A 24,428-nucleotide genomic window follows, 5' to 3' on the forward strand; every position below is an offset into this window, starting at 1 on the left:
ATGGAATAAACCGAACACAATAAATAATAAACGGCTTTTTGGATCTCTCAAACTCCCGTACCGACCAATTGTTAATCTGTTGTTCGCTGCACCATGCGAAATCTGCGTTGCTCCTTTCGCATTGGTCGCGGGCAGGTTTATCAACCTGTTCGCTCCGATGCGTACAACATGATATAACAATTGTCGGTACTACTTTTTCTGTTCTTTTTCAATTTTAGATATTTAAATTTATCTTTTATTTTTAAGAATTGTATTATATGATTTTAAGCAGAATTGATAGAATTAATTGTGTAAAAGAGGTAATTATGAAAAATATCAGCATCCTCGGGTCGACCGGTTCGATTGGAACCCAGGCTCTGGAAGTGGTTTCTGAAAACAGCGACGCTTTAAATATTGTGGGTTTAACCACCAACACCAGCATTGATTTGCTGGAAAAACAGATTGACGCCTATGCCCCCCGGATTGTCTGTGTCATGGATGGGGATGCCGCGCTGGTGCTGGAACAGCGGTTGAAAAAAAAGGGCTCCTCAGTGGAAGTCGTAACTGGCTTAGATGGCCTGATTGCGGTGGCCACTGCAACGGAAAACAAGTTGCTGCTCACGGCAGTATCCGGTATGATTGGCCTGCAGCCGACCCTGGCAGCCATCAATGCGGGCATTGATATTGCCCTGGCCAATAAGGAAACACTGGTGGCCGGCGGCCAGATCGTCATCGATGCGGCGGCGGCCAAAGGGGTTTCCCTGCTCCCCGTGGACAGTGAACACTGCGCCATTTTTCAATGTCTGATGGGCAATAAACATCAAGAAATTGACCGGATCATCATTACCGCTTCCGGTGGCCCATTCCGGGGTCAAACCCGGGAACAACTGGAATCGGTCACCCTGGCTCAGGCCTTGAAGCATCCCAACTGGTCAATGGGAAAAAAAATTACCATTGATTCCGCTACTCTGATGAATAAGGGTTTGGAAGTCATCGAAGCCAAATGGCTATTTAATCTGAGCATTGATCAGATTGATGTCGTGGTTCATCCCCAGAGCATCATCCACTCGATGGTCGAATTCATCGACCATTCCACGATAGCCCAACTGGGGCTGCCGGATATGGCACTGCCGATCCAAATTGCTTTTTTCTATCCGGATCGGATCGCCAATAATCGACCCGCTCTTGATTTCAACCAGGTTCGGGAGCTTACCTTTGAAGAACCCGATCGGATCGCTTTCCCCTGCTTACAACTGGCCTATGAGGCCCTTGAACGCGGCGGTACCATGGCCTGTGTCCTTAATGCTGCCAACGAGATTTCGGTGGCCCGATTTTTGAATCAGGAGATCCATTTTCTCGATATTCCCCGGATTAACCGGCTGGTGATGGAAAAACATCAGGTGATTTCCAATCCGAATCTCGATGATGTGTTGGCCGTAGATAATTGGGCCCGGCAGATTGCCGGGGAAACGGTTCGTAAATCTTTAAACTAAGGTGACTAATATAAGCGTTTTACAGCGACTTTTTTGTTTCAAAAAAATGAGACAGCCATTTTATTGCCTAAAACGGCTGTCTCATTTTTACGAACTCGACAAAATCATGCCTGACTTAAATCAAATCCTCGCTATTTATTACTTTCGATATTTTCCTTGACCCACTCCAAAGCACCATAGGCATCGTCCGCATAACCGTCCGCCCCAATCTCTTTTGCGAACTCGGCGGTTACCGGACCGCCACCAACCATGATTTTGGTCTGGGAAAAATCACCGGAACTGTGTTCTCGAATTAAATCAATGACGCAGCGCATTTCTTTCATCGTCGTCATCAGCAGTGCGCTAAGCATCACAAAATGCGGTTTATATTTTGCGATTGATTTGACAAATTTTTCCCCCGTCACATCCACCCCTAAATCAATAACTTCATAGTTATTTGCCTCCAATAATAAACTTAGCATCGTTTTTCCGATATTGTGAATATCCCCGTAAACCGTCCCAATAACTACCCGAGTTCGGCCTTTAGTAATGGGCTTGCCATCAATTCGGTCTTGTTTTTCAATCGCTCGCAAGGCGGCATTTGCCGCTCTGGCCGATAGCAGAACATCGGTTATAAAAAAGTCTTCAGTCTGAAATTTCTTTCCTACTTCTTCGATTGATGGAATGATCGCTTCTTCAATAATTTTTTTAGTCGAGACCCGGCGCAATGTGTATTCTTTAATTAATTCCTGGGTCCGTGGGACATTGCCATTATAAATAGATTCTTTAATTTCTTCAAACATATTAAATACTCCCTTTATTTTAAAGCAATCTTTTCCGAAACTACGTTGGTGTTATGCCCTCATTCTTCTTGAATACTTTACTAAAATAGCTGGTGTCGCCAAAACCCAATTTCTCAGAAACATCGGCAACACTGTTTTTAGGATTATGCAATAGTTTTTTTGCAGTTTCCATTTTTACTCGGGTAATATATTCAATGACCGTACATTCCAGAACTTCTCTAAATACATGGCTGAGATAATACTGGCTTACAAAAACAGCTTCGGCCACATCCAGGAGGGTAATATTTTTTCTGACGTTAGCACGAACAAATTCTGTTGCTGAATCCACGATCTGCTTGGTTTTAATCGAGGTTTGTTTTCCTTCAAGCAGATCCATATATTGATTGAGAATGATGCACACCCAGCTACTGATTTCTGCCGCATTGTCCAAACTATAAATTTCATTGATTACTTTGGTATTGAGTAAAATAACCTCCGACATTTCTGCGCCAGTTTCAACCACTGTTCTCGAAATCATGATCATCAGTTCCAAGACCATCGTTTTAAATAAATCTAACCGGGTTGTGTATTTTTCCATGATGTCCGACATACAACCCAACAATGCCTGATACGCTCCGTCTCTGTCCAGAATGGCGATTTTTCCCAGCAGCTCCTTTTCCTTTTGAAGCTTATACTGTCCATACATCTTTTCGTTGGAATTAAGCAGTTCTTGATGGAGCCGCTTTTTTTCCTTTATTTCCTGATTTAACACTGACTGATGATACATGATTTCTTTTTTGTGTTTTTTTGTTTCGTTATCACTGTTGATAACCTGATTGGCTACTAAGTACAATAACGAAGCCGCTGCATGGACCTTATTTGAACTCACGATTTTAAGCTTGGAGACACTTTTTTCGAGTGATTCGATGTCTAAATTCTTGTTTTTTTCGCGCAACTCTTCATAAAAAAAGTCATCCGGTTCCCACATTAAAATGTTTCTGCAGATTATGATTCCAGCATATTTTTCGTCAATCATCAGCGGTGCTGCAAAGGCCAGGATGCCGGCATGGCACATGAAAATATAAGGTTCCGCATATTTTAAGGCCTGAAGTCCGGCATTTTTATAGCTGATCTGACATTTTGTTTTACCACCATGTGAGTTTTGAACAATCTCACAAAAACTGACACAATTACCGCAATCCCTTGGGATAATCTGTTTTCCGTCGACGTCTAAAATGACCGCATTGAATTCTGTTGCACATTCAAAAGCATTAATGATCTTCAGCAGCGTCTCCTTATGCTCCAGATTTTCAAAATTCTCAATTTTACTCATTACGCCCTCATATTCGCATAAAATTACTCATTCCTAAAACTGTTACGCTAAAATTTGCTTAATAATTTTTCAGTTCTCTTAAATTCAATCGATTACATATCGCAACTGGTTAATTTTTAATAAAAAGATCCCCGCGAATAACTCCAATTCTTGATTAAGAAGAAAAATCTTGAAAACTAAGTCCTAAACGAATCGTTTCTTTTGATTAGTTTAACCTGTCATTGTATATATTACAATAGCAATCTTTGCGACAACCCGGTCGATTTCTGAAGGTATGCGTTTGATTCAGTTCTCATACTTTTATATGTGATTTTTGTGCTGATCTATTCCTTCTATTGCTCATTAATATATTGCCATTTAATAAGATAAATGATGGCTAATCTACTTCTATTTCTACATTTTGACACTCTATAATCATCTCCTGATTATGTTCTTTTTTGGCATAAAGCCAGAAAGGAACAAACAAAAATAACACCAGAATCCCAATCAGCGCTGCCCCTAAACCATAATCCAGAGTATTAATATAGAAGATCCCCGCCAGATATAACGGAATATTCAGAATACAACATCCCAGACCAATAAATTTCCACCATTTTGGCGCCAGTATCTTTTGATTCCCCTTGGCTTTGAAATAAGCAAATAAGGTAATCCCATTGGCAATGACATAGCCCACTGCCGAACCAGCCACAATTGCTGCGGGCGTCCCGATAAAAATTAGCCCCAGATTAAATACCGCTACCAAAATCATCGCTTTGACTGGGGTCCCATACTGATTGGTTTCTGATAATACCTTTGGCAGGTTGCCCTCAACCGACATCGACTGCATCGCCTGCGCTGAACCAAGTAATGCGGTTTGAATGATCAAGATCATCGAGGCCATCAACATAACCAGGGTAATCACCGCGCCGGCATTGCCAAATGAAATTTTAGCCATTAACAGCATCGGCGAATAGGGTTCTTCCAGAATCCCCTGAATACCTAAGGTTCCAATGCAGGCTGTTTGCACCAGGACAAAAGTTACCAGACAGATCAGACCACAGGAAAATAGCGCTTTAGGTAAATCTTTTTTAGGGTTTTGGTAGTCCGGCGCGTACACTGCCGCGGTTTCCCAGGCACAGGCACTCCATTGGGCCATTGCCATAATGCCCAGCAGAATCAGGATATGGGTGGCATCCCAACTCCAGGTTTCTGGAAACAGACTCACCGCGGTGATATTACTTAATTGGAATTGACCGGTAACAATTGGCGCTATTGAAAGAACAATGAGAGGAATCAGGGCAACCACTGCCAGAACATTACCGGCCCTGGCACCTCCTGATAGACCTTTGCGATTAATAACAATCAATACCGTGAAGATGACTGCTCCGGCCACTACCGAAATCATTTTTTCTGAAACATTACCTAAGGCCGGTATCATGCCATGCAAATAGGTTCCGATCAGCAGTGAAAAGATTGCCAGCACGGGATTCCAGGCCATCCAATATCCCCAGGCACTAAAACCACCAATAAATTTGTTGATATCATAATCTTTGGTATCTTTCCCTTTGAAGATGGCCTGGACATACCCGGGTAATCCCCGGGCCTCTGGGTACATCAGCGCAAAGTCACCGTAAGCAATGTTTTGAAGAAATCCCTGACCGATTGAAAGGATCCAGACAATAATTGAAAATACCCCGACATAACCTGCAAAATAGCCAATATTGGGAAGAATCAGCATCGGTACACCTAAAGCGATAACCAGACCTTGCTTCCAACTAATTTTACTCGTGTTCATTTTTTACCTTTCTATACGTGTTTTTAGCAGCAGTTAAATAAAAGTGATGGTGGTATTGCTTTCTTTGAACACATCTTTTGCATAGGGTGTGATCAAAGTCCCGGTTTTTAAAATAATAGTTGCTTCCACGGCAAGCTGTTTGGCCAGTTCATGGTTGATTAGTTTTTTCACCGTACTATATTGAATATCACTTGCCAAAACACTAACTACTGATTGTTCAGAGGTCTCTTTTTTTAAAATTTCCGGTGATATTGTTTTTTTTTCAGAACTGAGTGCACTTTCCAGGGCTATCGCAGTCATAATTTTCATGCCATACTGGATTAACTTCATTTCATGTTCTTTAAAAATGTTATAAAAAACCGGATTTGCAATCGCTTTATAAGCGCGATATTCAAGACCTTCTTCAATGACATAGACGGATTTACCCGTCAGCAAAAATTGGCGTAATACGCGAGTTTTTTCATTGATGACCAAGCCATTAACCGAAGCTACCATCTCATCAATTGAAAGCTCGCTGATCACCAGAAATTCATAATTCCGAAATTGATTTTTGTCCTTCACCGCATCCAATAAGACTGTTTCATATCCCGCTATTGACAGTAAACTACCGTCGCATTGCAGAAACATCTTAGTGGAACGCTCTTCTGTCACCATTTCGTTTTGCCTGGTCTTATCCATGATCCGTTTGAATACTTCATCGATTATCAGTTCAAGATCCATTTAGTACTCCTTTTTTTTAAATTTGCCATTACTTTTTAATAATCAAACCAAATGTTTTCCCGGTCAGATTACAGGCATTCGCCTCATCATAATCAATATGCATGTAGGTATCATACTGCTCCGACACTCTCAGTTTCACATCCTTAAAAATCACTGGCCGTTCACTATTCACTTCAACATCGACCCGGTCACCATCTTTCAAAACTAAACTCGCGGCATCAGCCAGTGACATGTGGATGTGTCGTTCTGCCACCAGGACCCCCTGGTTTAACTGAACTTTATTGCCATTGGCACTGATTTCGATGGCTGCAGTTCCCTGAATTTTGCCACTTTCCTGAATTGGGGCACTGATGCCCAGAATTTTCGCATCGATTTTTGACACTTCGATTTGTGAATGCGCTCGTTCCGGACCCAGCACCACCACGTTTGACAGCTGACCTTTGGGACCGATCAGAGTTACCCGTTCAGCTGAAACAAACTGACCCGGCTGGGAGAGTGGTTTGATCTTCGTCAACTGATAACCTGTTCCGAACAGTTCTTCAATCGCCTTCCTTGACAGGTGTACATGTCGTCCCGATGCTTCAATTTCAATATAGCCCAAGCTTTTTAATCTAGCGCAAATTTTTTTGTAGATAACCTCAACAATTCTCTCCAGTTGCTCACTCATCTTGTTCCTTTCCGGCATTAATGATCCAGGTTTTTGAAAATGATAATATACATAACTGATGACAAGCGGTTATAACCCTGCATCAGATCGCCTCTGGTAACCGTGCCATCGGCCTGTTTAAAGGCTTCATAACAAGCCACTTCGGTTCTTCTGATCAATGCCCGTAGTGCGTTTAACAGAATCGGAATCTCACCCAGTTCATAGGTAATATTAAATAAGTGTTCATGATTAAAATACTTTTTAGGGTTATGAGACATCGCTCTGATCTCCTGCTCATTAAAGCCCAGGATCGTGTTGGTGCTCACCGGTTCACTCAGAATTTCAGATCGTGATAATTTTCCGATGTAATCAAACACTTCTTGTAAATCGGTGACAAGCTCATTCCGTTCAAGGGCCTTGGCACGGATCTGAACTTTCATGATTTCCCCCATTAACAAATCAACTTCACCTCTAAGTTTGATCCGTTTGTGATCCTTGTTAACTAACAGGTTACCGTAAACCTGGGTCATATATTCCGGTTTATCGTCGAGATAACCGCCACTTTCGAGGATAAACTTGCCGATTTTTTTTGCGGCCATCGCAGTCGCCGTTTCCATTACCGTTGTTTTTTTATCCTCTATTTTTTCATCTTCGGGGATTTCAGCAACCAACACCAGTTTCAATTTATGATCCGCCAGCAGCGATTTTGCCGAAGGGGTTAACATTGAGTTTTGGGGAAGTCGCAATTCATTATTCTCGATCACTTGCCCGCTTTTGATGATTTTTTTTAATCCATCTTCGGTAATTAAATTCATTGGTTCCCTTCCTTAATTAAACGAAAGTGATGCTGGTTTAGCATCACTGAGACCGTAGATATAATACAAATGTAGTACCGACGAGCTGCCGCTATCTGGCATCACTTTCGTTTAGTTTCTATTCAATCTGATGATCTTAGTTTTTTTCCTGTGGCAGCATTTCGTTAACATCTGCATGGGGACGGGGAATTACATGGACTGAAACCAGATCGCCCACTCGTTCAGCTGCTGCGGCACCGGCATCGGTGGCTGCTTTGACAGCGCCGACATCGCCTCTGACCATGACCGTTACCAGACCACTACCAATTTGTTCTTTGCCGATTAATGTCACATTTGCCGCTTTCACCATTGCATCCGCTGCTTCAATCGCTGCTACCAAACCACGTGTTTCAATCATTCCTAATGCATTTGTATTTGCCATTTTATTTACCTCCAAGTAAAATTAAATATTTAATTGATTTCTTAGTTTTTCAAAAATTACATCGGTCATGCGGTCGAGTTTATCCTCAACTGCCTGATCCAGTGCCACATCTCTACTAACGGTTCTCGCAGGTTGTCCTTTACTTTCACGTTCGACGTTCTTTCGTATTTCGTCCAATTCGACGACGCCATAGGCCACCCGTCTCAGGTTGAGTAAATTCAGTGGGGAAATATTATCTGAAGTAATACTGCCACCGACTGCCCCACAGCCCAGCGTAAAGGCCGGGATCAGGTTTGTTGTTCCACCGACGCCACCCAGCGCGCCTGGGGTATTCACCAATAAACGACTGACCGGTTTTTTCAAAGCAAATTCTTTGATGATCGCCTGATTCTGGGAATGGATGATCATGGTATGACCAACGCCCTCTTTATTTAGAATTTCAATCGAGCGTTCGCAGGCTTTCTGCCAGTCATCTTCAATATAGAAAGCCAGTATCGGGCAAAGTTTTTCTCTCGAAAAGGCGACATCATGGCCAACCCGGTTTTCCACGCCAACCAAAATCTTCGTTTCTCCCGGTACCCGAATGCCTGCCATTTCGGCAATATAAGTCGCTGTTTTTCCGACAATTTTGGGATTCATGGTCATCTTGGGTGTCATCATTATTTTTTCCAGTTGCTTTTTCTCGTCTTGAGACAGCATGTAACAGCCCTGTTTTATTAATTCCTTGATCACTTCTGCTTCTGTTTCTTTTTCAACGATGATCGACTGCTCTGAGGCGCAGATAACGCCATTATCAAAGGTTTTGGAATCGATGATCTGCTTGACAGCCAGGGAAATATCAGCACTTTTTTCAATAAAAGCCGGACCATTTCCCGGACCTACACCAATGGCGGGATTACCGGATGAGTAGGCCGCTTTCACCATGGCTTCACCACCGGTTGCTAAAATCAAGCTGGTATCTTTATTTTTTAAAAGCTCGGCGGTGCCTTCCAGGGTGATTTCGGTTACGCAACCGATACAGTCTTCCGGCATGCCAGCGGCCACGGCCGCCTCCTTCAGCACTCTGACGGTCTCAATAATACAGTTTTGGGCCGTTGGGTGAGGTGAAAAAACGATCGCATTGCCAGCTTTAATGGCGATCAGCGCCTTGTAAATTACTGTTGATGTGGGATTGGTTGAGGGAATCAGTCCTGCTACAACCCCCATCGGCACTGCGACTTCAAAGATTTTTTTGACTTCATCAGAACTGACGATTCCTACTGTTTTCATCTCTTTAATGCTTTCATACACGACCTGAGATGCAAAATAATTTTTTATGATCTTATCTTTGACAACCCCAAAGCCAGTCTCTTCATTTGCCATTTTTGCCAGTCGTTCAAGATTTGCCATTGCCGCATCTTTAATGGCTTTACAAATCCGATCAATTTGACATTGACTCATTTGAGCCAGCTCGACCTGGGCTTTTTTGGCGTTTTTCAGTAATAAACGGGTTTCTTGTATGGAGATCAGGTCTTTGTCTGCTAATTGCACCATTTATTCCTCCTCTTCTTTTCGTTCCGTTGATTCGTTTAATTCGACTAAAATATTCACAACCAGATCAACTTTCCGGGATCTTTTGATTTTTTCGCGGCTGATTCCTTTAATATTCAGTTCTCGCGCCAGCCTTCTTAATTGTGAAACGGTCATCAGATTTAGGGTTTCTTCCGAATAGCTTAATGTCGCTGCTTTAGTCTCTTCCTGGGTCTCTGGCACTGAGTTAATGACTGCTTTTTGATCGATGGGAGCAAGCATCGGCTCCAGTGGTTGTTCAGACTGCGCTTGGTTTTCCAGCTCAGTGATTACAACTCCAGCATCCCGGTTTGAATCGACTCCGCCACCTGACACTTCCGATCGTTGAGCAACTGCTTTATTCAGCATCATCTCACTTTGATCATCCAGTCTGGCAATAATGGTATGATTACTCAATTCGCCCACTGCCGCTGCTGCCTCGATCCCCGCCATAATACTTGCTGAAACCGCCCCAACATCGCCTTTAATGATGATGGATACAATCCCGCCGGATATTTTTTCAAACCGGACAAATTGCACATCTGCAGTTTTTAGACAGGTATCCAAGGCATTCACAGCGCCGACAAAACCAATTGTATCGATTATCCCGACGGAAATCATTTTTATATCACAATCGGATTATTGGCAATATGTTGGACGGCCTGGGCAAAGGCATCACAGGCCGATTGACAAGCCGATTGCGACCCAGTCATCAATGCGCCGGCAAAGTTTGATGTGGCCGTCGGCGGTAAAAAGGTCTTACAGATCTTCACATCGGCGGCTTTCAGTGCGGCGTCAATACCGTAAATCGCTTCAATCGGTGGCGCGATACAATAAGCCAGTGGCATCCCCGCCGGAATCTCTGCTGTTTCCGATAAGTAACTGCCGGTACTGGATATACAGTGGGATAAATAGATGGACTCCCCTTTATCATTGCCATTGACAAAGTAAGCACCGTTTTCAATGTAGTGCGCACAAGCTTCAAGGCCGCTTTTTACCTCAGCTGGATTTTCGCCAGCCAGGATTCCAATCGCTTCTCCGGCAAATGAGGTGAAAATCCCCACAAAGGCCGAAAATAAACATTCCCCGTAAACAACTTCGACGTCAGCCGCTTTTGTCGCTTCATCAAGGGCAATGAAGGTTACATCATCAATGGACCCGGTGATAAGACCTAAACTTCTCTGATGGGGCTTGAGATTAAGGGCTTTGGCTAAATCGTCACTGACGTTTGGAATCATATTCATACAAACAACATTCGCGCGTATAATTTCTCCGATCACTCGTTTATCCTCCTCAGGATTTAAATTAATTTTAAGTCAACGCCAGACATTTTATGCTTGATCATTGTTTGACAAAGTTCGGCGATTTGAGCACCTGCTTCAACCGGTGCGGTTCCCTGGTCATGAATGTTTGAAATAACCGTTCTTCTGGCCTCTTCCATCCCCATTGTGGGCTTATAGGTAATATAGGCACCCATCGAACCGGTGGAGTTCAGACCTGGTCTTTCGCCGCAGAAGACAGCAATAACATCAGCATCAGTAATTTCGCCGATTTCGTCACCAATTGCAACCCGGCCATTGTTGACAAAGAATGGGGTTGAAAAGCTTAACCCCAGTGATTTCAAACCCTGCTCAAAAGCTGGTAGAAAATCAGCGGCATTTTTTTCAATCGCTCGTGAGCTGAGTCCATCGGCAAAAACAATTTGCACGTTCAGGTTTTTAACGGTATTTTTCTTGACCGTTTCAACGGCTTCATCGGTGAGTTTTTTTCCGGTATTCGGATTTTTAATGTATTCAGCCTTATCAACAGCGATTGTCGATAGGGGAATAAATCCTAGTTCTTTCACCAACTCAGCATCAACGTCTGACCACACGGCGTTTTGGGCGGCGGAATGATCCGCTAAGAATCTTAAATAGGCTTTGGTCAAGGGTCTGGGGCCAGCGCGCCAGATTCCCAGCCGACCCGAGGTAAATTCTTTCATTTTCATATAACCTTCCCGGTCATATGGATCAGGAATATAAAAGGTTTCCTTCATGGTAGCCAGGGTCACATCGTCGACAAAACCATTGTCGTCACTATGCTCAATTGCCGGTGCTTGCGCATGGTTTTTAATAGCACCTGCGCCTGCTCCACTTAATTCTTCCTGGATAACATTTTTAATAATGTCACGAATTGACTCTTTCAAAGTAGCTTCATTTATCATATTATTTTACCCCTTCTTAATTATTTCAGAAAAATTGATGCATCGCCGGCTTTGGCCGTAAACATACCGTGTTCGTCGAGGATTTCCATTTTCTGGAGCCATTTTTCAAATTTCGGTACGCGTTTCAGTCCCGACAGCTCCAGCAGTGTTTGCCAGTCATGATTTCCCAGCAATTGGTAGTTGAGCATAATATCATCGCCCATTGGCGCCGTTACGAAGGCCGGCATACCAGCATGGGCCAGCAACAAGGCCAGGTTTTCGGAATCGTTCTGACTGGCGGGCATGTGATTGGTATAGCAAACATCCACACCCATTGGGAATAATGACAACGTTCCCATAAAATGCTCTTCCAGACCGGCCCGTAATTGCTGAACCGAGTCATAAATATATTCAGGTCCGATAAAACCAACTACTGACATAACATAAAATGGATCATATCGTCTGGCATAGCCATAGGTACGGGCTTCCAGGGTCAACATATCAACGCCCAGATGGGCATCTGCCGAAAGTTCTGATCCTTCGCCAGTTTCGAAGTACATGATATTCTTACCACCGGAAACACATTCGCGTTTTCCCAGATCATAAGCATCATCAAGCATGGCGGTGGTTACCCCAAACGATTCATTTGCCTTTTGCGTCCCGGCAATGGATTGAAAAATCATATCCAAGGGAGCACCTTTGCGCAGGGCGGCCATCTGGGTGGTAATATGGGAAAGAACACAGTTCTGGGTAGGAATTTCCCATTTCATTCTAAAATCATATAACTTATGGAGCAGGAATGAGGTTGATTCGACCGTATCCTGAACCGGATTCAGCCCCAACATGGCATCACCAACCCCATAGGCAAGGGCTTCATAAAGTTCTGCGAAAATTCCATCGATATCATCGGTCTGATGATTTGGCAAGGCCCGGTTAGCGGCAATTCCGCGCTGGCCGATGGTTGTGACACAGGTTGCCACGTTATCAATCTTCTTGGCGACATAAATCAGATCCATATTGGACATAATCTTGGTAACAGCTGCGATCATTTCCGATGTCAACCCGGTTGCGATCCGTTGGATAATGGGTCCGGTTGACGAGTACAGCATCATGAAGTCCCGTAAGTCTCCAACTGTCCAATTTTTTATTTCGCGATATACCGCTTCATTAACCTGATCTTGAATAACCCGGGTCACATCATCAAGTTCATAAGGAACGGCGGGGTTATTGCGAATATCCGATAACAGCATGTCCGCTAATACAATTTTTGCAGCCGCTCTTTCTTCAGTTGATCTTGCTGCTAAACCCGCCAGTTGATCACCGGACTTCTGTTCACTTGCTTTTGCCTGAACTTCATTCACATTCTTGAACTGATAGGTTTTTCCAAACAATACGGTTTTAAGTTTCATTCTTTCACTCCTTATTTTTTTGACTATCATACTTATAACAATCAATATTTTCTTTTGTTCAGCTTTCTGGTTAACTGGTCAAAGCGCCGATTATTAGGGTTAATAATCACTGCTTTGATCAGTTAATCCATTGGCCAAACCGATGTTAAAATTTATTTCATAGTATTTTCATACTTGATGAACGGTTAGCTTCGGTAGTAGGCGAATCTATTTGAAAATCAGGGTTTTTACCACAACCGGTAAAACCATTCCACCGGCAATGGGATTTCCGATGTCGATATAATCGCCATCACTGACGATGACACTGTCGATGCAGATCACCGGATGGTCATTGTTCAAGATTCGCTTGATGGTTTGTCCCAACACTTTTGCGATATCCTCTTCGGAGATAATAATGATGGGATAATCGTGTCTGATTATTTCTTTAAGCCCTTTAATCAATTCTTCCGCCGTGGCTTCAATATGCCTGAAAGACGGTGAGTTGATTCCCTGAAAAGCAATTGCAACCTGTTGATATTCATCTTCCAGCTTGAACCATTCAATTCGTTTAGACACTTCGTAGGCAATTTCAGTGATATTGTTTTTATCTGTAAATGGTATTTTCACTACCGGAATATTTTTTATCGGTAATACCGATTTGTCATAAAACACGGTGCTGCCGCTGATATCGGTGGTGTGGGAACCGGCCCCAACGACGGTGGCGCGAATGGTTTCTTCGGCATCCAGGACATGTAGCTTTGTAAATAATTCCGACTGACGAATCGCTCGGCCCAGGATGATCCCCATATCCTGATATTTGTAAATATCTTCGTTTTCATCATAGTGATAGATGATATCCGCAACGCCTCCCGAAAAGGTGATGTATTGGATCGGCTTCTTTATAACCATATCCTCAATGGTCAGCATCATTTTGTAATACTGATCTTTTGGTGTGATGCCAACAACCATTTCCAATTGATGCACCATTATTCGTGCCAGTTTAGCCAGACTCTTTTCATTGGCCTATTGACCCAGTGCGATGTCCAGTTTTTCATGCTCGATAATCTGTTTTAATTTTTCATTGATGTAAATAATTTTCCCCCGGGCATCCATTTTGACTAACCGGCCGCCGATGTCAAGACATCCGGTGCTGGCGGTTGTGCCATGATCAAAAACGACTACATTCGAGGTTCCTCCGCCGATGTCAATGTTTGCCACGGTGGTGCTATGTTCTTTTGAAATTTTGTCGGAACCGGCGCCTTTGCCGGAAATAATACTTTCTAAAACGGGCCCTGCCGTTGCTACGACAAAATCTCCGGCATAACCGCTGAGTTTATGTAAAACCTCACTGGCATTGGCACGGCGAGCCGTTTCCCCGGTGATAATCACGGCGCCGATATCAATGTCTTTTTTGTCGATTCCCGCCTTACCAAACTCCCGGTCGATTATTTTCATGACTTCATTCATGTCGATGCGATCATCCGGTGTTAAAGGGGTAAAATAAATCTCACTGCGATAAATGATCCGCTTTCCGATAATTTCAATGCGAGCAATGTTAAAACTGGATGCCATATTTTCAAGCAGAATCTTTGTAAATACCAGCTGGGTGGTGGATGTGCCAATGTCGATGCCAACACTTAAAATCTCCTGTCGTTTGAAATTTTCCATAATTTTCTACCTCTGGTTTCAACCTGAATTTGTAGTTTTTCATGCCAACTGTTGCTAACCTGATCCGAGTAACCGAAGCTCCTCCTACCGATGGCTTATTCGTTTGATCCGAAAAAAAGACGCCGCTTAAATGATAACTATCAAATTACTTGATACTTATTTTTAAGCGGCGTCGCTTTTTTTCATTACCTCGTTGCAATGAAATTATTTATTTTTGAAAACTCGTGCGTTTCTATTTTTAATTTTTTGTTTCTTCCTTTTTTCTTACATTTGATATGCATTTAAAAAAATAGCTTAAAGTTTAAATATCCTCAAATAGATATTTAAACCTTAAGCTACGTCGCTTAGTAAAATTGCCTCGTCGCAATTCATAGTTTAAATGCGAATGAAGTTTTTGTTCCTTCATTTCCTGTTTCAATAATTAATTTGCCAACCAGTTTTTCATACACATATGATTTCACAATCGACAATCCCAAACTATTTGTTTTTATCTGGGCCGGGTTGTATCCGATACCATTGTCCTTGACTTCAATCATTTTTATTTTTCCATCGCTGGCGGTAGTTACTTCAATCATCCCGGCCGCGCCATTGGGAAATGCATATTTAAGTGAGTTTTGAATCAATTCGTTGACAACCAGTGCCACAACCGTTGATTTTTCACTGTCAATGAAGAAGTCTGTTCCCTTAACTGTAATCTCAATTTTATCATTATCAGTTACGCCGAATGATATCATGTTGTGTTTTATTTTGTCAAGAACTTCTTTTACCGACACCAGATCATTCGATTTCTTTTCCAGCAGTTCATGGGTTACCGCAATACTCATGATCCGATTGATACTGTCACTTAATATGGTTTTAACCGCGGGATCTTTAGAGCTCCGACTTTGAAGCCTAAGTAAAGAAGCCACCGTTTGAAGATTGTTTTTGATTCGATGATGTATTTCATGCGAGCTGACCAAGTAGTTATTTACCTCATTTTCATATTTTCTCATTTCAGTGATATCATCAATAAACACAATGACATCCACATTCTTTTTAATCCGCAGGATGATATGGATCCGGTAAAATTTTTCACCAATCGTGACCTTGCCATCATAACACTTTTCAATAATCACATGGTCGTGGTCATCGTTGCTGAAGGTTCCCTGAATATTTGCGATAATATCATCAAAGTTTTTAGGTGAATAGTTCAGATTGTCAAAATGCTGATTTCTTATCGATTTGTAGCCCAGCTCCTGATACAATTTAACAGCACGCTGATTATAATATCTCAGATGACCGGTCAGATCGAATATTAAAATCCCCTCGCGTAGTTGTAATTCTTCATTGTCGCTGTTAATTCCGAAAATCGACCCCCAAACCGCGTCTATTTTGTCGTTGTCCGGCATTGGCTCCAACTTAACAACCGGTTTTTCATCGGCATTCAGATCCAAGACTTTTTCTAATATCAAAGTCGCCACCACGTTGTCCTCGTGTTTAATCGGAACAACGGTTTGCCTGGTCCAGATTTTATTCTGATGCCGGTCAAAACTTACGCCAATTATTTCTTTTGATGTTACCCCTAAATCAAAGGAGCGAAACACTGCCGGTTCATTCTCCCGGTAGATAATATCACCCAGAAACGAGTCGACATAGATCGACTGTCTTTTTTTATAGGATTCTGCCACAACAACAGCCAGGTCGGCGTCATGAACCTTAATATCAATAAAAGTTTCACCATTAAACCCCTCATTAAAATAAGGCAGAATCTTAGCCACATCGATAATTGCTTCAATCTCATCGTTATTTAAAAGCGTATATTCTTTACATTTACTGATAATAAAATCACGATCACAAGTATAAACCATACTATTCGCCTTTTTTTGCTCTCAGCAACAACATCTCACTGATCACTCGCAATGAACAGCTTTTTTCCATGCTCAGTGAACGCATCTTTTGATAAGCGGTGTTTTCGTCAAGGCCTTCGCTTTGCATTAGAAATCCTTTGGCTTTTTCGATTATTTTGCGTTCTTCCAGTCTTTTTGTGGCTTCATCGAGTTTGTCTTCGGTGTCGGTCGTCTCCAGAGATTTTGCATAGGCAATTTTCAGGGCTGGGATTAAGCTCTTCTCATCAACTGGTTTCACAACGTAACCAAACACGCCAACATTTTTGGCCCCTTCAATAAACACATCATCTGAATATGCGGTAAGTAAAACGACACATTTACTTAAGCCATCCCGGCGAATAATCCTGGCGGCGCTAATTCCATCTAAATTTGGCATATTGATATCCATCAGGACCAGATCCGGCTGATGGGTTTTGCATAAATTGATGGCATCGAAACCATCCTTCCCTTCATCCAGCACTTCAAATCCGGCCTCTTCCAACATACAGCGTATATCCATGCGTGTTACTGGTTCATCTTCAACAATGATAATTCTCATGCCTAACCTCAATTCCATTCAAGAAATTTTCGCAACTCCTCGATATTATGATTTTTTAGTGATGAAATTTTAAATATTTCGTTAACGCCTGTTTGCCGCAACGAATATTCTGCATAATCATCCGTCTCGCCAGCCCCAATTAAGTCGGTTTTAGTGACGATTCCAATGATTTGTTTGGTGAACATTCTGGCAAAACCCGGTGGGAAAACATTGCGCCTGCTTTTACAGTCCATCACCAGGGCAACGACGTCAGCTTCAACGGCGGTAATATGCAGCGCTGAATAATACCCGCGATTTTCCAGATATTCGCCCGGTGTATCAATAACATTTTTATGAAATTCGATGACCTGAGTTTTGTCATAATCAAGGTTACCGGCTTCCAGTCGCTGATAAAGGGTCGTCTTACCGCTCCCCGTGGCCCCCACAAACATTACTTTTTTCATTGCCACTGCCTACGACCGGGTTACTGTCGGGATTGACATTCCCTGCAGCATTGACAGGGTCTGCAGCACTTCACTGATTGATGCTTCCACCGAGGCCACATCGCCCTCGATGACCAGCGAACCATTAAAACGATCGACGTAACCGATTTCAACATCCCCGGACTTCACAGCCACATCCGCGGCTATAATCGCGGCTTCACTGGGCGTGATGGTCAAGATTCCAATCGAATTGCGGTTATCTTCTAATCCCAGTTTCTTATAAATGCTGTTATCAGGATTGACAATAATGTGCGCTAACGTAACCTGTTTTCCCGGAACATATTCCTGGATCACTCTTTTGACATCTTCATTCATTGTTGAATTCTCCTTATCAGTTAGAGTATCTTCAACGAAACAATCAGATTAAATAATCATTTGTTTGTCAACACTTTAACCTTAAATACTCGTTTCTATCCGATACTCCATCGCAATTCCAGGCAATCACACCAGCTGCCTTAAGGATCATTATAAATCGCTTCTGTTTGAACAACTAGACTTTCAGAAACTGAAAAACAATTAATCCTTAAGCAGGATGTCTTGAATAATTTTAATCCTCGGCTTACACAGTTTCTTCTGGTAAAATCATCGCCACAGTTTCATGGGGTCTGGCAATAACATGTACCGAGATCAGCATGCCCACTCGTGAAGCTGCCGCTGCTCCGGCATCTGTGGCCGCTTTTACGGCACCGACGTCGCCTCTGACCATGACAGTTACTAATCCACTACCGATTTGCTCTTTTCCGACCAGTCTTACATTCGCTGCTTTGACCATCGCATCCGCTGCTTCAATCGCGCCAACCAATCCTTTTGTTTCAATCATTCCCAATGCTTCAGTTGAACTCATTTTTTCCTCCTGTAATTTTATTTGTGGTGTTATCTAGTCTTATTTCTAAGGAAATTTTTCCCTTTGATAAGCCCTTTCAATCTGTTTGGTATAACAATACTATTTCTTTTCTTCGCATAAATCCTGCCAGTTTGCCGGAGATGCTGCGAAGAAAAATGTACAGTGATCCGGTGAACTGAATGTTACCGCGGTTTCTTTGGGGATAAAAATTACATCACCAGCATGACCGCACTGTTTGATTCCGTTGTATGTCACCTCCAGCGTTCCTTCGATTATATAGTCCAGTTCATCATAACCCAAATACCAATCAAAGGATGATTTCTCAATTTTCAGAAAACCGGTGGCCATATTGGGGCTTTCCTCGATGGTCAGGATCTCTTTAAAGGTCACCTGATCATTGGGATTGCCGGTATCAAATGTTTCAAAAACAACCGTATCTCCTTTTATCAGTTTAACCCGGTCTGCCACAGCAGCCTTTGTCAACTGCTGGTCATCCATTTTGAATGATTCCATCACTTCGTTAACAATGCGTGTGATTAATTCTTCGGAAATATTCATATCTATTTCTGTTCCTCCTTCTAATGCTTTTTTAATCTTTATAACATCATGCTTTTAAAGCTTTTGTGTGGTGATGGAATAATGGAGTAGTAAACGATGTTTCCGGTTTCTTTGATACTCGCTACCCCGGCTTCCATCGATGCATTAACTTCTGAAATATCACCGGTCATCACCACATAGGATTTACCACCGATTCCCGACCCCAACCGCAATTCTACCAGCTGCACCCCTGAAGCCTTCACACAGGTATCAGCGGCGACGATCAATGACGCCATGGCCAGACTTTCAATCACCCCAATTGCCCCTATTTTGTCAATATTGGTTGATCCGGTTATGGCGGGAAAAAGCTGTTCATCAACATTAGGAATCATTAAATCATCAATAATAAATTCCTTCCCCAAGTCTTTCCCCGCTCTGATTGAATTTTCGACCGATCCCACATCCCCATAAATTAAGGTTATATATTTTCCTGGGCATGTTGCCGTCGAAAACATCAATTGGACATTCGCCGTTTTCAGCATATGATCCGCTACTTCCATACCTTTTGCGATACTATTCAGTTCCACAAAACCAATCGCGTTTATCATATTTTCCCTCCTTGTGCTTCAATTGTTATTGATTCTGGGGTGATCTCCTGGATGATTCCAGAAATACTGGCGTGAACATTGGCTCCCAGGTTTCCGTTGGCAATTTTTCCAATCAAGGTTCCTTCCGCAACCATCATCCCTTTTTCGACAACCGGGATGGCAGCCGTGCCAAGGTGTTGTTTTAGCGGGATCACCACCCATTCTAGCGGTTGGTCAAATTTTTCAAGTGGCGCTTTGACATCAAATTTTTTAATTCCAATTCGTTCAATCAGTCGCTTTACCGGAATTTTTCGATAATCAATCATTGCCGATGGCTGTTTAGGTTCCACAGCTTTGTCAATTTTAATTCCGGCTTTGGCCATTTCCTGTTTGATCATGATATTGACTCGTCGTGGCGATAAACCATTGGGACAGGCGTATAATTCGCAGGCGCCGCATTCCGAACAGCCGAGCGCTGTTTTCATTCCGGAAAAATCCGACAAGCCATAATTTGCAATCCGCATCACGATGTGCGGTTTGACATCGTGCCCAAGCAAATCCCGGGGGCATAAATCCGTACATTTCTGACATTGGATACAGGCAATCCGCGACTGTTTTAAGACCTGTTCCATTTTTTTTGTTTTTTCCCGGATCAGTAAAGAATCGACATTTAATAAAATAATCGCTTTCGTTGTTTTGGTAATCGGTGCATCAAAGTTGGTTATCAGCTTTCCCATCATCGGCCCGCCGTCAATACCAACTTTTCCCTCTAATGTATCCACTCCGCATAGTTCCAGCGCTTTTTTATAACTCATCCCAATCGGCAGACAATATGTCGCCGGCCTATTGACTTCCCCGGTAATTGTAACAAAGGTAGTGGTTACCGGTTTCCCTTGACAGGCACGATTTACGTTTAAGACTGTTTCTACATTGCAGACAATACAACCAACATTTAATGGAATCCCGCCTTTGGGAACGGCTTTTTTTAAAACCTCATAAACGGTTATCTGTTCATCCCCAGCTGGGTAAAAATCCTTTAACGGGAAAACTTCGATGCCTTGATCGTTGCCGATCGCTTCATTTAATCGCTTGATGACATCCTGATGTTTTTCCTTTATGGCAATAAACCCTTTGACTGCACCGGTTTCCTGTACTATTTTGTTTAATCCCTCAAGAATATCGGCAGTATAGTGAGTTAATAATTCTTGATCCACCCGGATCAATGGTTCGCACTCTGCCGCATTGATGATGATATATTCGGCCTGGGTGCCTAGTTTTACGTGGGTGGGAAAACCGGCACCGCCAGCTCCGACGACACCGGCTGCGATGATACTGTTAATCAATTCAGGATTCATTCAGACCCTCCTTATCTTCATTTTTTGCATCGATAATACCGATAATGATGCAATCCACTGGTGCATTTTCTAAACCTTCGGTTCTCCTGGCCGAGCTGCCATTGGTAATCATTACCAGCTCCCCAATTCCGGCCCCGATTAAATCGGTGGCAACAACGATTTCCGGATTATCGGTTTCTCTTTCATGGTTTAAAATTTTTACCTTCAGGAATTTCAAACCTCTTAATTCATCTTCTTTTCTAGTACACCAGATACTGTCGACAACGCGTCCAATCTGCATTACTTCACCTTTTGCAATCCTTTACATCCAAAGAAACAAAAAACTTCCATGTCATTACCCTTATTAATGGATAATCACATGGAAGCTTCGTCGCTTTTATACAAATACTCCGTTGCATTTGTCATATTAAATTATGATTTTATTATCGCAGATTTATCGGGTGCTGTCAACCATCATTATTTAAAAAAATAATTAATTAAATTTTCTATAAAAGCCTCTTTGTCTAGTTACGATAAGTAAACAAAGAGGCTTTTTATTGTGGTTTTAGACTTCCAGTTTTTTCTTCCGGAAAGCTTTTAGATATTGAACATTAAAGTTATCGCGACCAATTAATGTCTCGGCGGCACAAATATTGGACATCATTTTTTTATCCAGTGGGTCAATTAAAAGTGAATCCAGACCCTTCGAAATAGCCATTACGGCAAAATTTCGATTTAAAAATTTTCGTTCCGGTAAGCCAAAGGAAATATTTGACAAACCGCAAATGGTATGAATGCCTTGATAGTTTTCCATGATGGCTTCGACGGTATCAATAAAACCTTTGCCATAGGTAATATCGGTTGAGATCGGTTGAACTAATGGATCGACATAAATATTTTCGATTTTGACACCCTTCTGAATCAACTTATTGATTAGAATATCGGCTATTTTCAAGCGGTCTTCTTTTGTTTCCGGCATTTTTTCGTCATCCATACACAATGCAACAACTTTAAGATCGGTGCCGGCAATGAGGGGCAAGATGGTATCCAGGCGTTTCTGCTCCAGGGAAATCGAATTAATCATGGCATCATTTCCATTGAGGGCAATTCCCCGTTCAATGACGTTGGGATCGGGACTGTCAATCGAAATGGGTAGCTTTGTGACTTCTTTGATGTTCTTGATCAGCCACTCCATGTAATCCCCTTCTTTGCCAACAAAGATACCGGCATTGACATCAATATAGGTAGCTCCGGCTTCGGTTTGGTCGATGGCCAGCTTTTTAATAAAATCACTATCACCTTGCTTAATGGCCTCGCCAACGGCTTTACGGCTGGCATTAATTAATTCTCCTACAATGATCATATTGTGCCCCTACTTATGAAGCCAGTAGATTTCTTGCAAATACAACAGCTTCACCTGCGTCTTCTGCAAAGCCATCGGCTCCAATTTCTTTAGCAAATTCTTCTGTTACTGGTGCGCCGCCGACCATTGTTTTTACACCTAAACCAGATTTTTTAATGGCGTCGACGGTTTCACCCATGGTGGTCATGGTGGTGGTTAATAAAGCTGATAAACAAATAATACCAGCATTGTTCGTTTTGGCGGTTTCAATAAATTTGTCTGCCGGTACATCGATGCCAAGATCGATGACCTCAAAGCCAGCACTTTCCATCATCATCGAAACGAGATTTTTGCCGATGTCATGCAGATCGCCTTCAACGGTACCGATTACGACCAGACCTTTGCCGCCATCGTCACCTTTAAGATAGGGTTTAATGACTTGCATGCCAGCCTTCATGGCATTGGCTGCCATCAGCATTTCCGGTACATACAGATCACCGATGGAAAAAAGCCGGCCGACTTCATCCATGGCACCGATCAGGCCTTCATTCAGAATGATCTGGGGATCCACACCGGCTTCGATGGCCTCTTTTACCGCTTCAACAACATCATCATCTTCAAATTCCATAATTGCATCATAAATTGCTTGTGTACTCATTTTTAATTCTCCTTAATTTATCTTGAAATCATTGATATTATTATTAATTTTAATACTTTACTACCAAACCATATCGCCTTTTACAAGGCCAGGGAAGTTACTTCTGATTTTTTCATCAATTTCAGCCGGGAATGTTTTTTGAACCGAGTTTTCAAAGATCTTATTGACTTGTTCAAATGCTCTTTCTTCAGCGGTTGATCTGCTTGCTTCCCATTTTTTACGCATTTCGCGGGTGGCAACTTTGGGATAAAAGGCCATTTTTCGCATGTTCTTCTGAGTATGTTTGAGATCCAGATAGGTTCCCCCTGGTCCGACCTCATGGATCAGATCAAGACAAAGGTTTTCTTCGCTGAATTCCATTCCCCGTTTCATACGTTTCAGCATTAAGGCTATTTCATTGTCGATAACGGCTTTGGAATAATCAAAAGCCATCAGGCTTCCTAATAAGCCACCCATATTAAACATATCAGATCCGGCTAAAAGGGCACCGGTGGTGTTTATGCCGGTTTCATATCCACATTGAGCATCATTAATCTGTGAATTAGTTAAGCCGATGTATCCACCTGAAGGCACGCCATAGAATCTGGCCATTTGCGAATGGGCCATTTGAAGCATTCCCGTTTCTACCGCACCAGGGGCGTAGTTTCCGGTGCGCAAGTCTGCGACGGTTGACAATACCGCATAGATCATCGGGGCGCCTGGTCGGATCAGCTGAATTAATGTCGACAGCGCCAAAAATTCGGCATTACCTAACACTAACGTACCAGTCATCGTCATTGGTGATGTCATCCCGGCATTCGGAACAATGGTTCCATAAACGGGCAATCCTTTTTCCGTTAAATAAATGACTGCATCAGTCGAATCCACGTCCATGGTTAGTGGTGAAACAACGGGGCAATAGTGATGGTTAATGAATGGTCGTTCTTTATAAGCTTCTTTACCGCCGGCAATGATGGCTCCCAGTTCCAAAACGTCTTCCAGATCTTTGATCGTCGGGGTATTACTTCGGACTGGTTTTTTGCAATTTTTCAAGGCTGGATAGAACCGCGACACACTGATTTGACCTTTGGGCGCATCCTGAGCCAATGTTGAAATGGAGAACACATCAAAGCCGTCCAGTTCATTGATGAGATTGGCAATATTGGCGATATCGGATGAGGTTGCCCGTCGATCTTCGCCAGTTTTGGGATCGATGATATTGGGAGCTGAGCTTCCAGTAATCACAACTGGCCGGTTATCTGGCAAGACAATATCGTAATCATCAATATTTACTGTTTCAACTTCAATTAGGCCTAAAGCTCGCATGGAAATCAAATGACCTTCCATCGCTTTTTTCTTAAATTGCTTCTCTTTTCCATAATCGCTGCCAAGTTCCTGCATGATCTCTGCCGATGTTACGCCTGTATCTTTTGTAGACATCAGATGTAAAATCCTAAAGCGTAGGGGTAGCAAAACTGCCATCTTTCATACCTCCATAGTTATTTCGTATTTT

At 42.6% G+C, this 24,428-nt stretch carries 25 protein-coding genes and 1 pseudogene; 1 reads left to right on the forward strand and 25 read right to left on the reverse strand.

Annotation, left to right across the window (positions count from 1 at the left end; all coding sequences use genetic code 11):
* Positions 1–305 precede the first annotated feature (305 nt).
* Complete coding sequence (locus tag A3KS_RS21865; protein WP_035356704.1) at positions 306–1,472, forward strand: 1-deoxy-D-xylulose-5-phosphate reductoisomerase; 1,167 nt, start codon at positions 306–308, stop codon at positions 1,470–1,472.
* A 131-nt stretch (positions 1,473–1,603) separates the two neighbouring features.
* Here A3KS_RS21865 and A3KS_RS0117485 read toward each other — a convergent pair whose 3' ends face one another.
* From A3KS_RS0117485 to A3KS_RS21880, 25 genes and pseudogenes are all read right to left on the reverse strand, one after another.
* Positions 1,604–2,254, reverse strand: a complete 651-nt coding sequence (locus tag A3KS_RS0117485; protein WP_035356706.1) for a cobalamin B12-binding domain-containing protein — start codon at positions 2,252–2,254, stop codon at positions 1,604–1,606.
* 40 nt (positions 2,255–2,294) lie between these two features.
* Complete coding sequence (locus A3KS_RS0117490; RefSeq protein ID WP_026395989.1) at positions 2,295–3,566, reverse strand: PocR ligand-binding domain-containing protein; 1,272 nt, start codon at positions 3,564–3,566, stop codon at positions 2,295–2,297.
* A 376-nt stretch (positions 3,567–3,942) separates the two neighbouring features.
* On the reverse strand, positions 3,943–5,340 hold the full coding sequence (locus A3KS_RS21870; protein ID WP_051355980.1) for an APC family permease: 1,398 nt from the start codon (positions 5,338–5,340) through the stop codon (positions 3,943–3,945).
* A 33-nt stretch (positions 5,341–5,373) separates the two neighbouring features.
* Positions 5,374–6,060 carry a hypothetical protein gene (locus A3KS_RS0117500; protein ID WP_026395990.1) on the reverse strand — a complete coding sequence of 229 codons (687 nt, stop codon included), beginning with the start codon at positions 6,058–6,060 and terminating at the stop codon, positions 5,374–5,376.
* 28 nt (positions 6,061–6,088) lie between these two features.
* Positions 6,089–6,727: a phosphate propanoyltransferase gene (gene pduL, locus A3KS_RS0117505; RefSeq protein WP_026395991.1), complete on the reverse strand. Its 639-nt coding sequence runs from the start codon at positions 6,725–6,727 to the stop codon at positions 6,089–6,091.
* Positions 6,728–6,744: 17 nt separating this feature from the next.
* Positions 6,745–7,521 (reverse strand): hypothetical protein, encoded by a 777-nt coding sequence (locus A3KS_RS0117510; RefSeq protein WP_026395992.1) that lies wholly within the window; start codon positions 7,519–7,521, stop codon positions 6,745–6,747.
* 136 nt (positions 7,522–7,657) lie between these two features.
* Entirely contained in the window at positions 7,658–7,942 is a 285-nt protein-coding gene (gene eutM / locus A3KS_RS0117515; RefSeq protein WP_026395993.1) for an ethanolamine utilization microcompartment protein EutM, read from the reverse strand.
* A 21-nt stretch (positions 7,943–7,963) separates the two neighbouring features.
* Positions 7,964–9,472 carry an acetaldehyde dehydrogenase (acetylating) gene (locus tag A3KS_RS0117520; RefSeq protein WP_026395994.1) on the reverse strand — a complete coding sequence of 503 codons (1,509 nt, stop codon included), beginning with the start codon at positions 9,470–9,472 and terminating at the stop codon, positions 7,964–7,966.
* A gap of 3 nt (positions 9,473–9,475) precedes the next feature.
* Positions 9,476–10,111, reverse strand: coding sequence for a BMC domain-containing protein (locus A3KS_RS0117525; RefSeq protein ID WP_026395995.1), 636 nt, complete (start codon positions 10,109–10,111; stop codon positions 9,476–9,478).
* Positions 10,112–10,113: 2 nt separating this feature from the next.
* On the reverse strand, positions 10,114–10,770 hold the full coding sequence (eutL, locus tag A3KS_RS0117530) for an ethanolamine utilization microcompartment protein EutL (protein WP_026395996.1): 657 nt from the start codon (positions 10,768–10,770) through the stop codon (positions 10,114–10,116).
* 20 nt (positions 10,771–10,790) lie between these two features.
* Positions 10,791–11,693 carry an ethanolamine ammonia-lyase subunit EutC gene (eutC, locus tag A3KS_RS0117535; RefSeq protein ID WP_242834792.1) on the reverse strand — a complete coding sequence of 301 codons (903 nt, stop codon included), beginning with the start codon at positions 11,691–11,693 and terminating at the stop codon, positions 10,791–10,793.
* 20 nt (positions 11,694–11,713) lie between these two features.
* Positions 11,714–13,081: an ethanolamine ammonia-lyase subunit EutB gene (gene eutB, locus A3KS_RS0117540; protein WP_026395998.1), complete on the reverse strand. Its 1,368-nt coding sequence runs from the start codon at positions 13,079–13,081 to the stop codon at positions 11,714–11,716.
* 207 nt (positions 13,082–13,288) lie between these two features.
* Positions 13,289–14,728, reverse strand: a pseudogene (gene eutA / locus A3KS_RS21875) (ethanolamine ammonia-lyase reactivating factor EutA).
* 368 nt (positions 14,729–15,096) lie between these two features.
* Complete coding sequence (locus A3KS_RS0117550; RefSeq protein WP_026395999.1) at positions 15,097–16,575, reverse strand: histidine kinase N-terminal domain-containing protein; 1,479 nt, start codon at positions 16,573–16,575, stop codon at positions 15,097–15,099.
* Between the two features lies 1 nt (position 16,576).
* Positions 16,577–17,152 carry an ANTAR domain-containing response regulator gene (locus A3KS_RS0117555; protein WP_035356708.1) on the reverse strand — a complete coding sequence of 192 codons (576 nt, stop codon included), beginning with the start codon at positions 17,150–17,152 and terminating at the stop codon, positions 16,577–16,579.
* An 8-nt stretch (positions 17,153–17,160) separates the two neighbouring features.
* On the reverse strand, positions 17,161–17,595 hold the full coding sequence (locus tag A3KS_RS0117560) for a EutP/PduV family microcompartment system protein (RefSeq protein ID WP_026396001.1): 435 nt from the start codon (positions 17,593–17,595) through the stop codon (positions 17,161–17,163).
* Between the two features lie 9 nt (positions 17,596–17,604).
* A complete protein-coding gene (locus A3KS_RS0117565; protein ID WP_026396002.1) occupies positions 17,605–17,949 on the reverse strand; it encodes a BMC domain-containing protein in 345 nt (114 codons plus the stop codon).
* Between the two features lie 244 nt (positions 17,950–18,193).
* Positions 18,194–18,478 (reverse strand): BMC domain-containing protein, encoded by a 285-nt coding sequence (locus tag A3KS_RS0117570; protein WP_026396003.1) that lies wholly within the window; start codon positions 18,476–18,478, stop codon positions 18,194–18,196.
* A 99-nt stretch (positions 18,479–18,577) separates the two neighbouring features.
* A complete protein-coding gene (locus A3KS_RS0117575) occupies positions 18,578–19,036 on the reverse strand; it encodes a cupin domain-containing protein (protein ID WP_026396004.1) in 459 nt (152 codons plus the stop codon).
* 38 nt (positions 19,037–19,074) lie between these two features.
* Complete coding sequence (locus tag A3KS_RS0117580) at positions 19,075–19,623, reverse strand: BMC domain-containing protein (protein ID WP_026396005.1); 549 nt, start codon at positions 19,621–19,623, stop codon at positions 19,075–19,077.
* A complete protein-coding gene (locus tag A3KS_RS0117585; RefSeq protein ID WP_026396006.1) occupies positions 19,620–20,957 on the reverse strand; it encodes a 4Fe-4S dicluster domain-containing protein in 1,338 nt (445 codons plus the stop codon). Before A3KS_RS0117585 ends, A3KS_RS0117580 begins: the two co-directional genes overlap by 4 nt.
* Positions 20,947–21,237 (reverse strand): EutN/CcmL family microcompartment protein, encoded by a 291-nt coding sequence (locus A3KS_RS0117590; protein WP_026396007.1) that lies wholly within the window; start codon positions 21,235–21,237, stop codon positions 20,947–20,949. Before A3KS_RS0117590 ends, A3KS_RS0117585 begins: the two co-directional genes overlap by 11 nt.
* A gap of 264 nt (positions 21,238–21,501) precedes the next feature.
* Positions 21,502–22,299 (reverse strand): methyltetrahydrofolate--corrinoid methyltransferase, encoded by a 798-nt coding sequence (locus A3KS_RS0117595; protein WP_026396008.1) that lies wholly within the window; start codon positions 22,297–22,299, stop codon positions 21,502–21,504.
* A 13-nt stretch (positions 22,300–22,312) separates the two neighbouring features.
* Positions 22,313–22,936, reverse strand: a complete 624-nt coding sequence (locus A3KS_RS0117600) for a cobalamin B12-binding domain-containing protein (protein ID WP_026396009.1) — start codon at positions 22,934–22,936, stop codon at positions 22,313–22,315.
* 60 nt (positions 22,937–22,996) lie between these two features.
* Positions 22,997–24,397 carry a trimethylamine methyltransferase family protein gene (locus A3KS_RS21880; protein ID WP_084505067.1) on the reverse strand — a complete coding sequence of 467 codons (1,401 nt, stop codon included), beginning with the start codon at positions 24,395–24,397 and terminating at the stop codon, positions 22,997–22,999.
* Between the last annotated feature and the right edge of the window lie 31 nt (positions 24,398–24,428).

Source organism: Acetobacterium malicum subsp. dehalogenans DSM 11527 (assembly GCF_000472665.1).
GTDB classification, from domain to species: Bacteria; Bacillota; Clostridia; order Eubacteriales; family Eubacteriaceae; genus Acetobacterium; species Acetobacterium malicum.

Bases quoted from the DNA above. Each gene is read 5' to 3' on its own strand.
- eutM (WP_026395993.1), bottom strand. From the start codon at position 7,942: ATGGCAAATACAAATGCATTAGGAATGATTGAAACACGTGGTTTGGTA.
- A3KS_RS0117595 (WP_026396008.1), bottom strand. From the start codon at position 22,299: ATGATCATTGTAGGAGAATTAATTAATGCCAGCCGTAAAGCCGTTGGC.
- A3KS_RS0117510 (WP_026395992.1), bottom strand. From the start codon at position 7,521: ATGAATTTAATTACCGAAGATGGATTAAAAAAAATCATCAAAAGCGGG.
- A3KS_RS0117525 (WP_026395995.1), bottom strand. From the start codon at position 10,111: ATGATTTCCGTCGGGATAATCGATACAATTGGTTTTGTCGGCGCTGTG.
- pduL (WP_026395991.1), bottom strand. From the start codon at position 6,727: ATGAGTGAGCAACTGGAGAGAATTGTTGAGGTTATCTACAAAAAAATT.
- A3KS_RS0117560 (WP_026396001.1), bottom strand. From the start codon at position 17,595: ATGAAAAAAGTAATGTTTGTGGGGGCCACGGGGAGCGGTAAGACGACC.
- A3KS_RS0117550 (WP_026395999.1), bottom strand. From the start codon at position 16,575: ATGGTTTATACTTGTGATCGTGATTTTATTATCAGTAAATGTAAAGAA.
- A3KS_RS21870 (WP_051355980.1), bottom strand. From the start codon at position 5,340: ATGAACACGAGTAAAATTAGTTGGAAGCAAGGTCTGGTTATCGCTTTA.
- A3KS_RS0117485 (WP_035356706.1), bottom strand. From the start codon at position 2,254: ATGTTTGAAGAAATTAAAGAATCTATTTATAATGGCAATGTCCCACGG.
- A3KS_RS0117585 (WP_026396006.1), bottom strand. From the start codon at position 20,957: ATGAATCCTGAATTGATTAACAGTATCATCGCAGCCGGTGTCGTCGGA.
- A3KS_RS0117555 (WP_035356708.1), bottom strand. From the start codon at position 17,152: ATGAGAATTATCATTGTTGAAGATGAACCAGTAACACGCATGGATATA.
- A3KS_RS21865 (WP_035356704.1), top strand. From the start codon at position 306: ATGAAAAATATCAGCATCCTCGGGTCGACCGGTTCGATTGGAACCCAG.
- A3KS_RS0117600 (WP_026396009.1), bottom strand. From the start codon at position 22,936: ATGAGTACACAAGCAATTTATGATGCAATTATGGAATTTGAAGATGAT.
- A3KS_RS0117490 (WP_026395989.1), bottom strand. From the start codon at position 3,566: ATGAGTAAAATTGAGAATTTTGAAAATCTGGAGCATAAGGAGACGCTG.
- A3KS_RS0117580 (WP_026396005.1), bottom strand. From the start codon at position 19,623: ATGATAAACGCGATTGGTTTTGTGGAACTGAATAGTATCGCAAAAGGT.
- A3KS_RS0117590 (WP_026396007.1), bottom strand. From the start codon at position 21,237: ATGCAGATTGGACGCGTTGTCGACAGTATCTGGTGTACTAGAAAAGAA.
- A3KS_RS0117500 (WP_026395990.1), bottom strand. From the start codon at position 6,060: ATGGATCTTGAACTGATAATCGATGAAGTATTCAAACGGATCATGGAT.
- A3KS_RS0117575 (WP_026396004.1), bottom strand. From the start codon at position 19,036: ATGAATATTTCCGAAGAATTAATCACACGCATTGTTAACGAAGTGATG.
- eutB (WP_026395998.1), bottom strand. From the start codon at position 13,081: ATGAAACTTAAAACCGTATTGTTTGGAAAAACCTATCAGTTCAAGAAT.
- A3KS_RS0117570 (WP_026396003.1), bottom strand. From the start codon at position 18,478: ATGAGTTCAACTGAAGCATTGGGAATGATTGAAACAAAAGGATTGGTT.
- A3KS_RS0117565 (WP_026396002.1), bottom strand. From the start codon at position 17,949: ATGAATGAAGATGTCAAAAGAGTGATCCAGGAATATGTTCCGGGAAAA.
- eutC (WP_242834792.1), bottom strand. From the start codon at position 11,693: ATGATAAATGAAGCTACTTTGAAAGAGTCAATTCGTGACATTATTAAA.
- A3KS_RS21880 (WP_084505067.1), bottom strand. From the start codon at position 24,397: ATGGCAGTTTTGCTACCCCTACGCTTTAGGATTTTACATCTGATGTCT.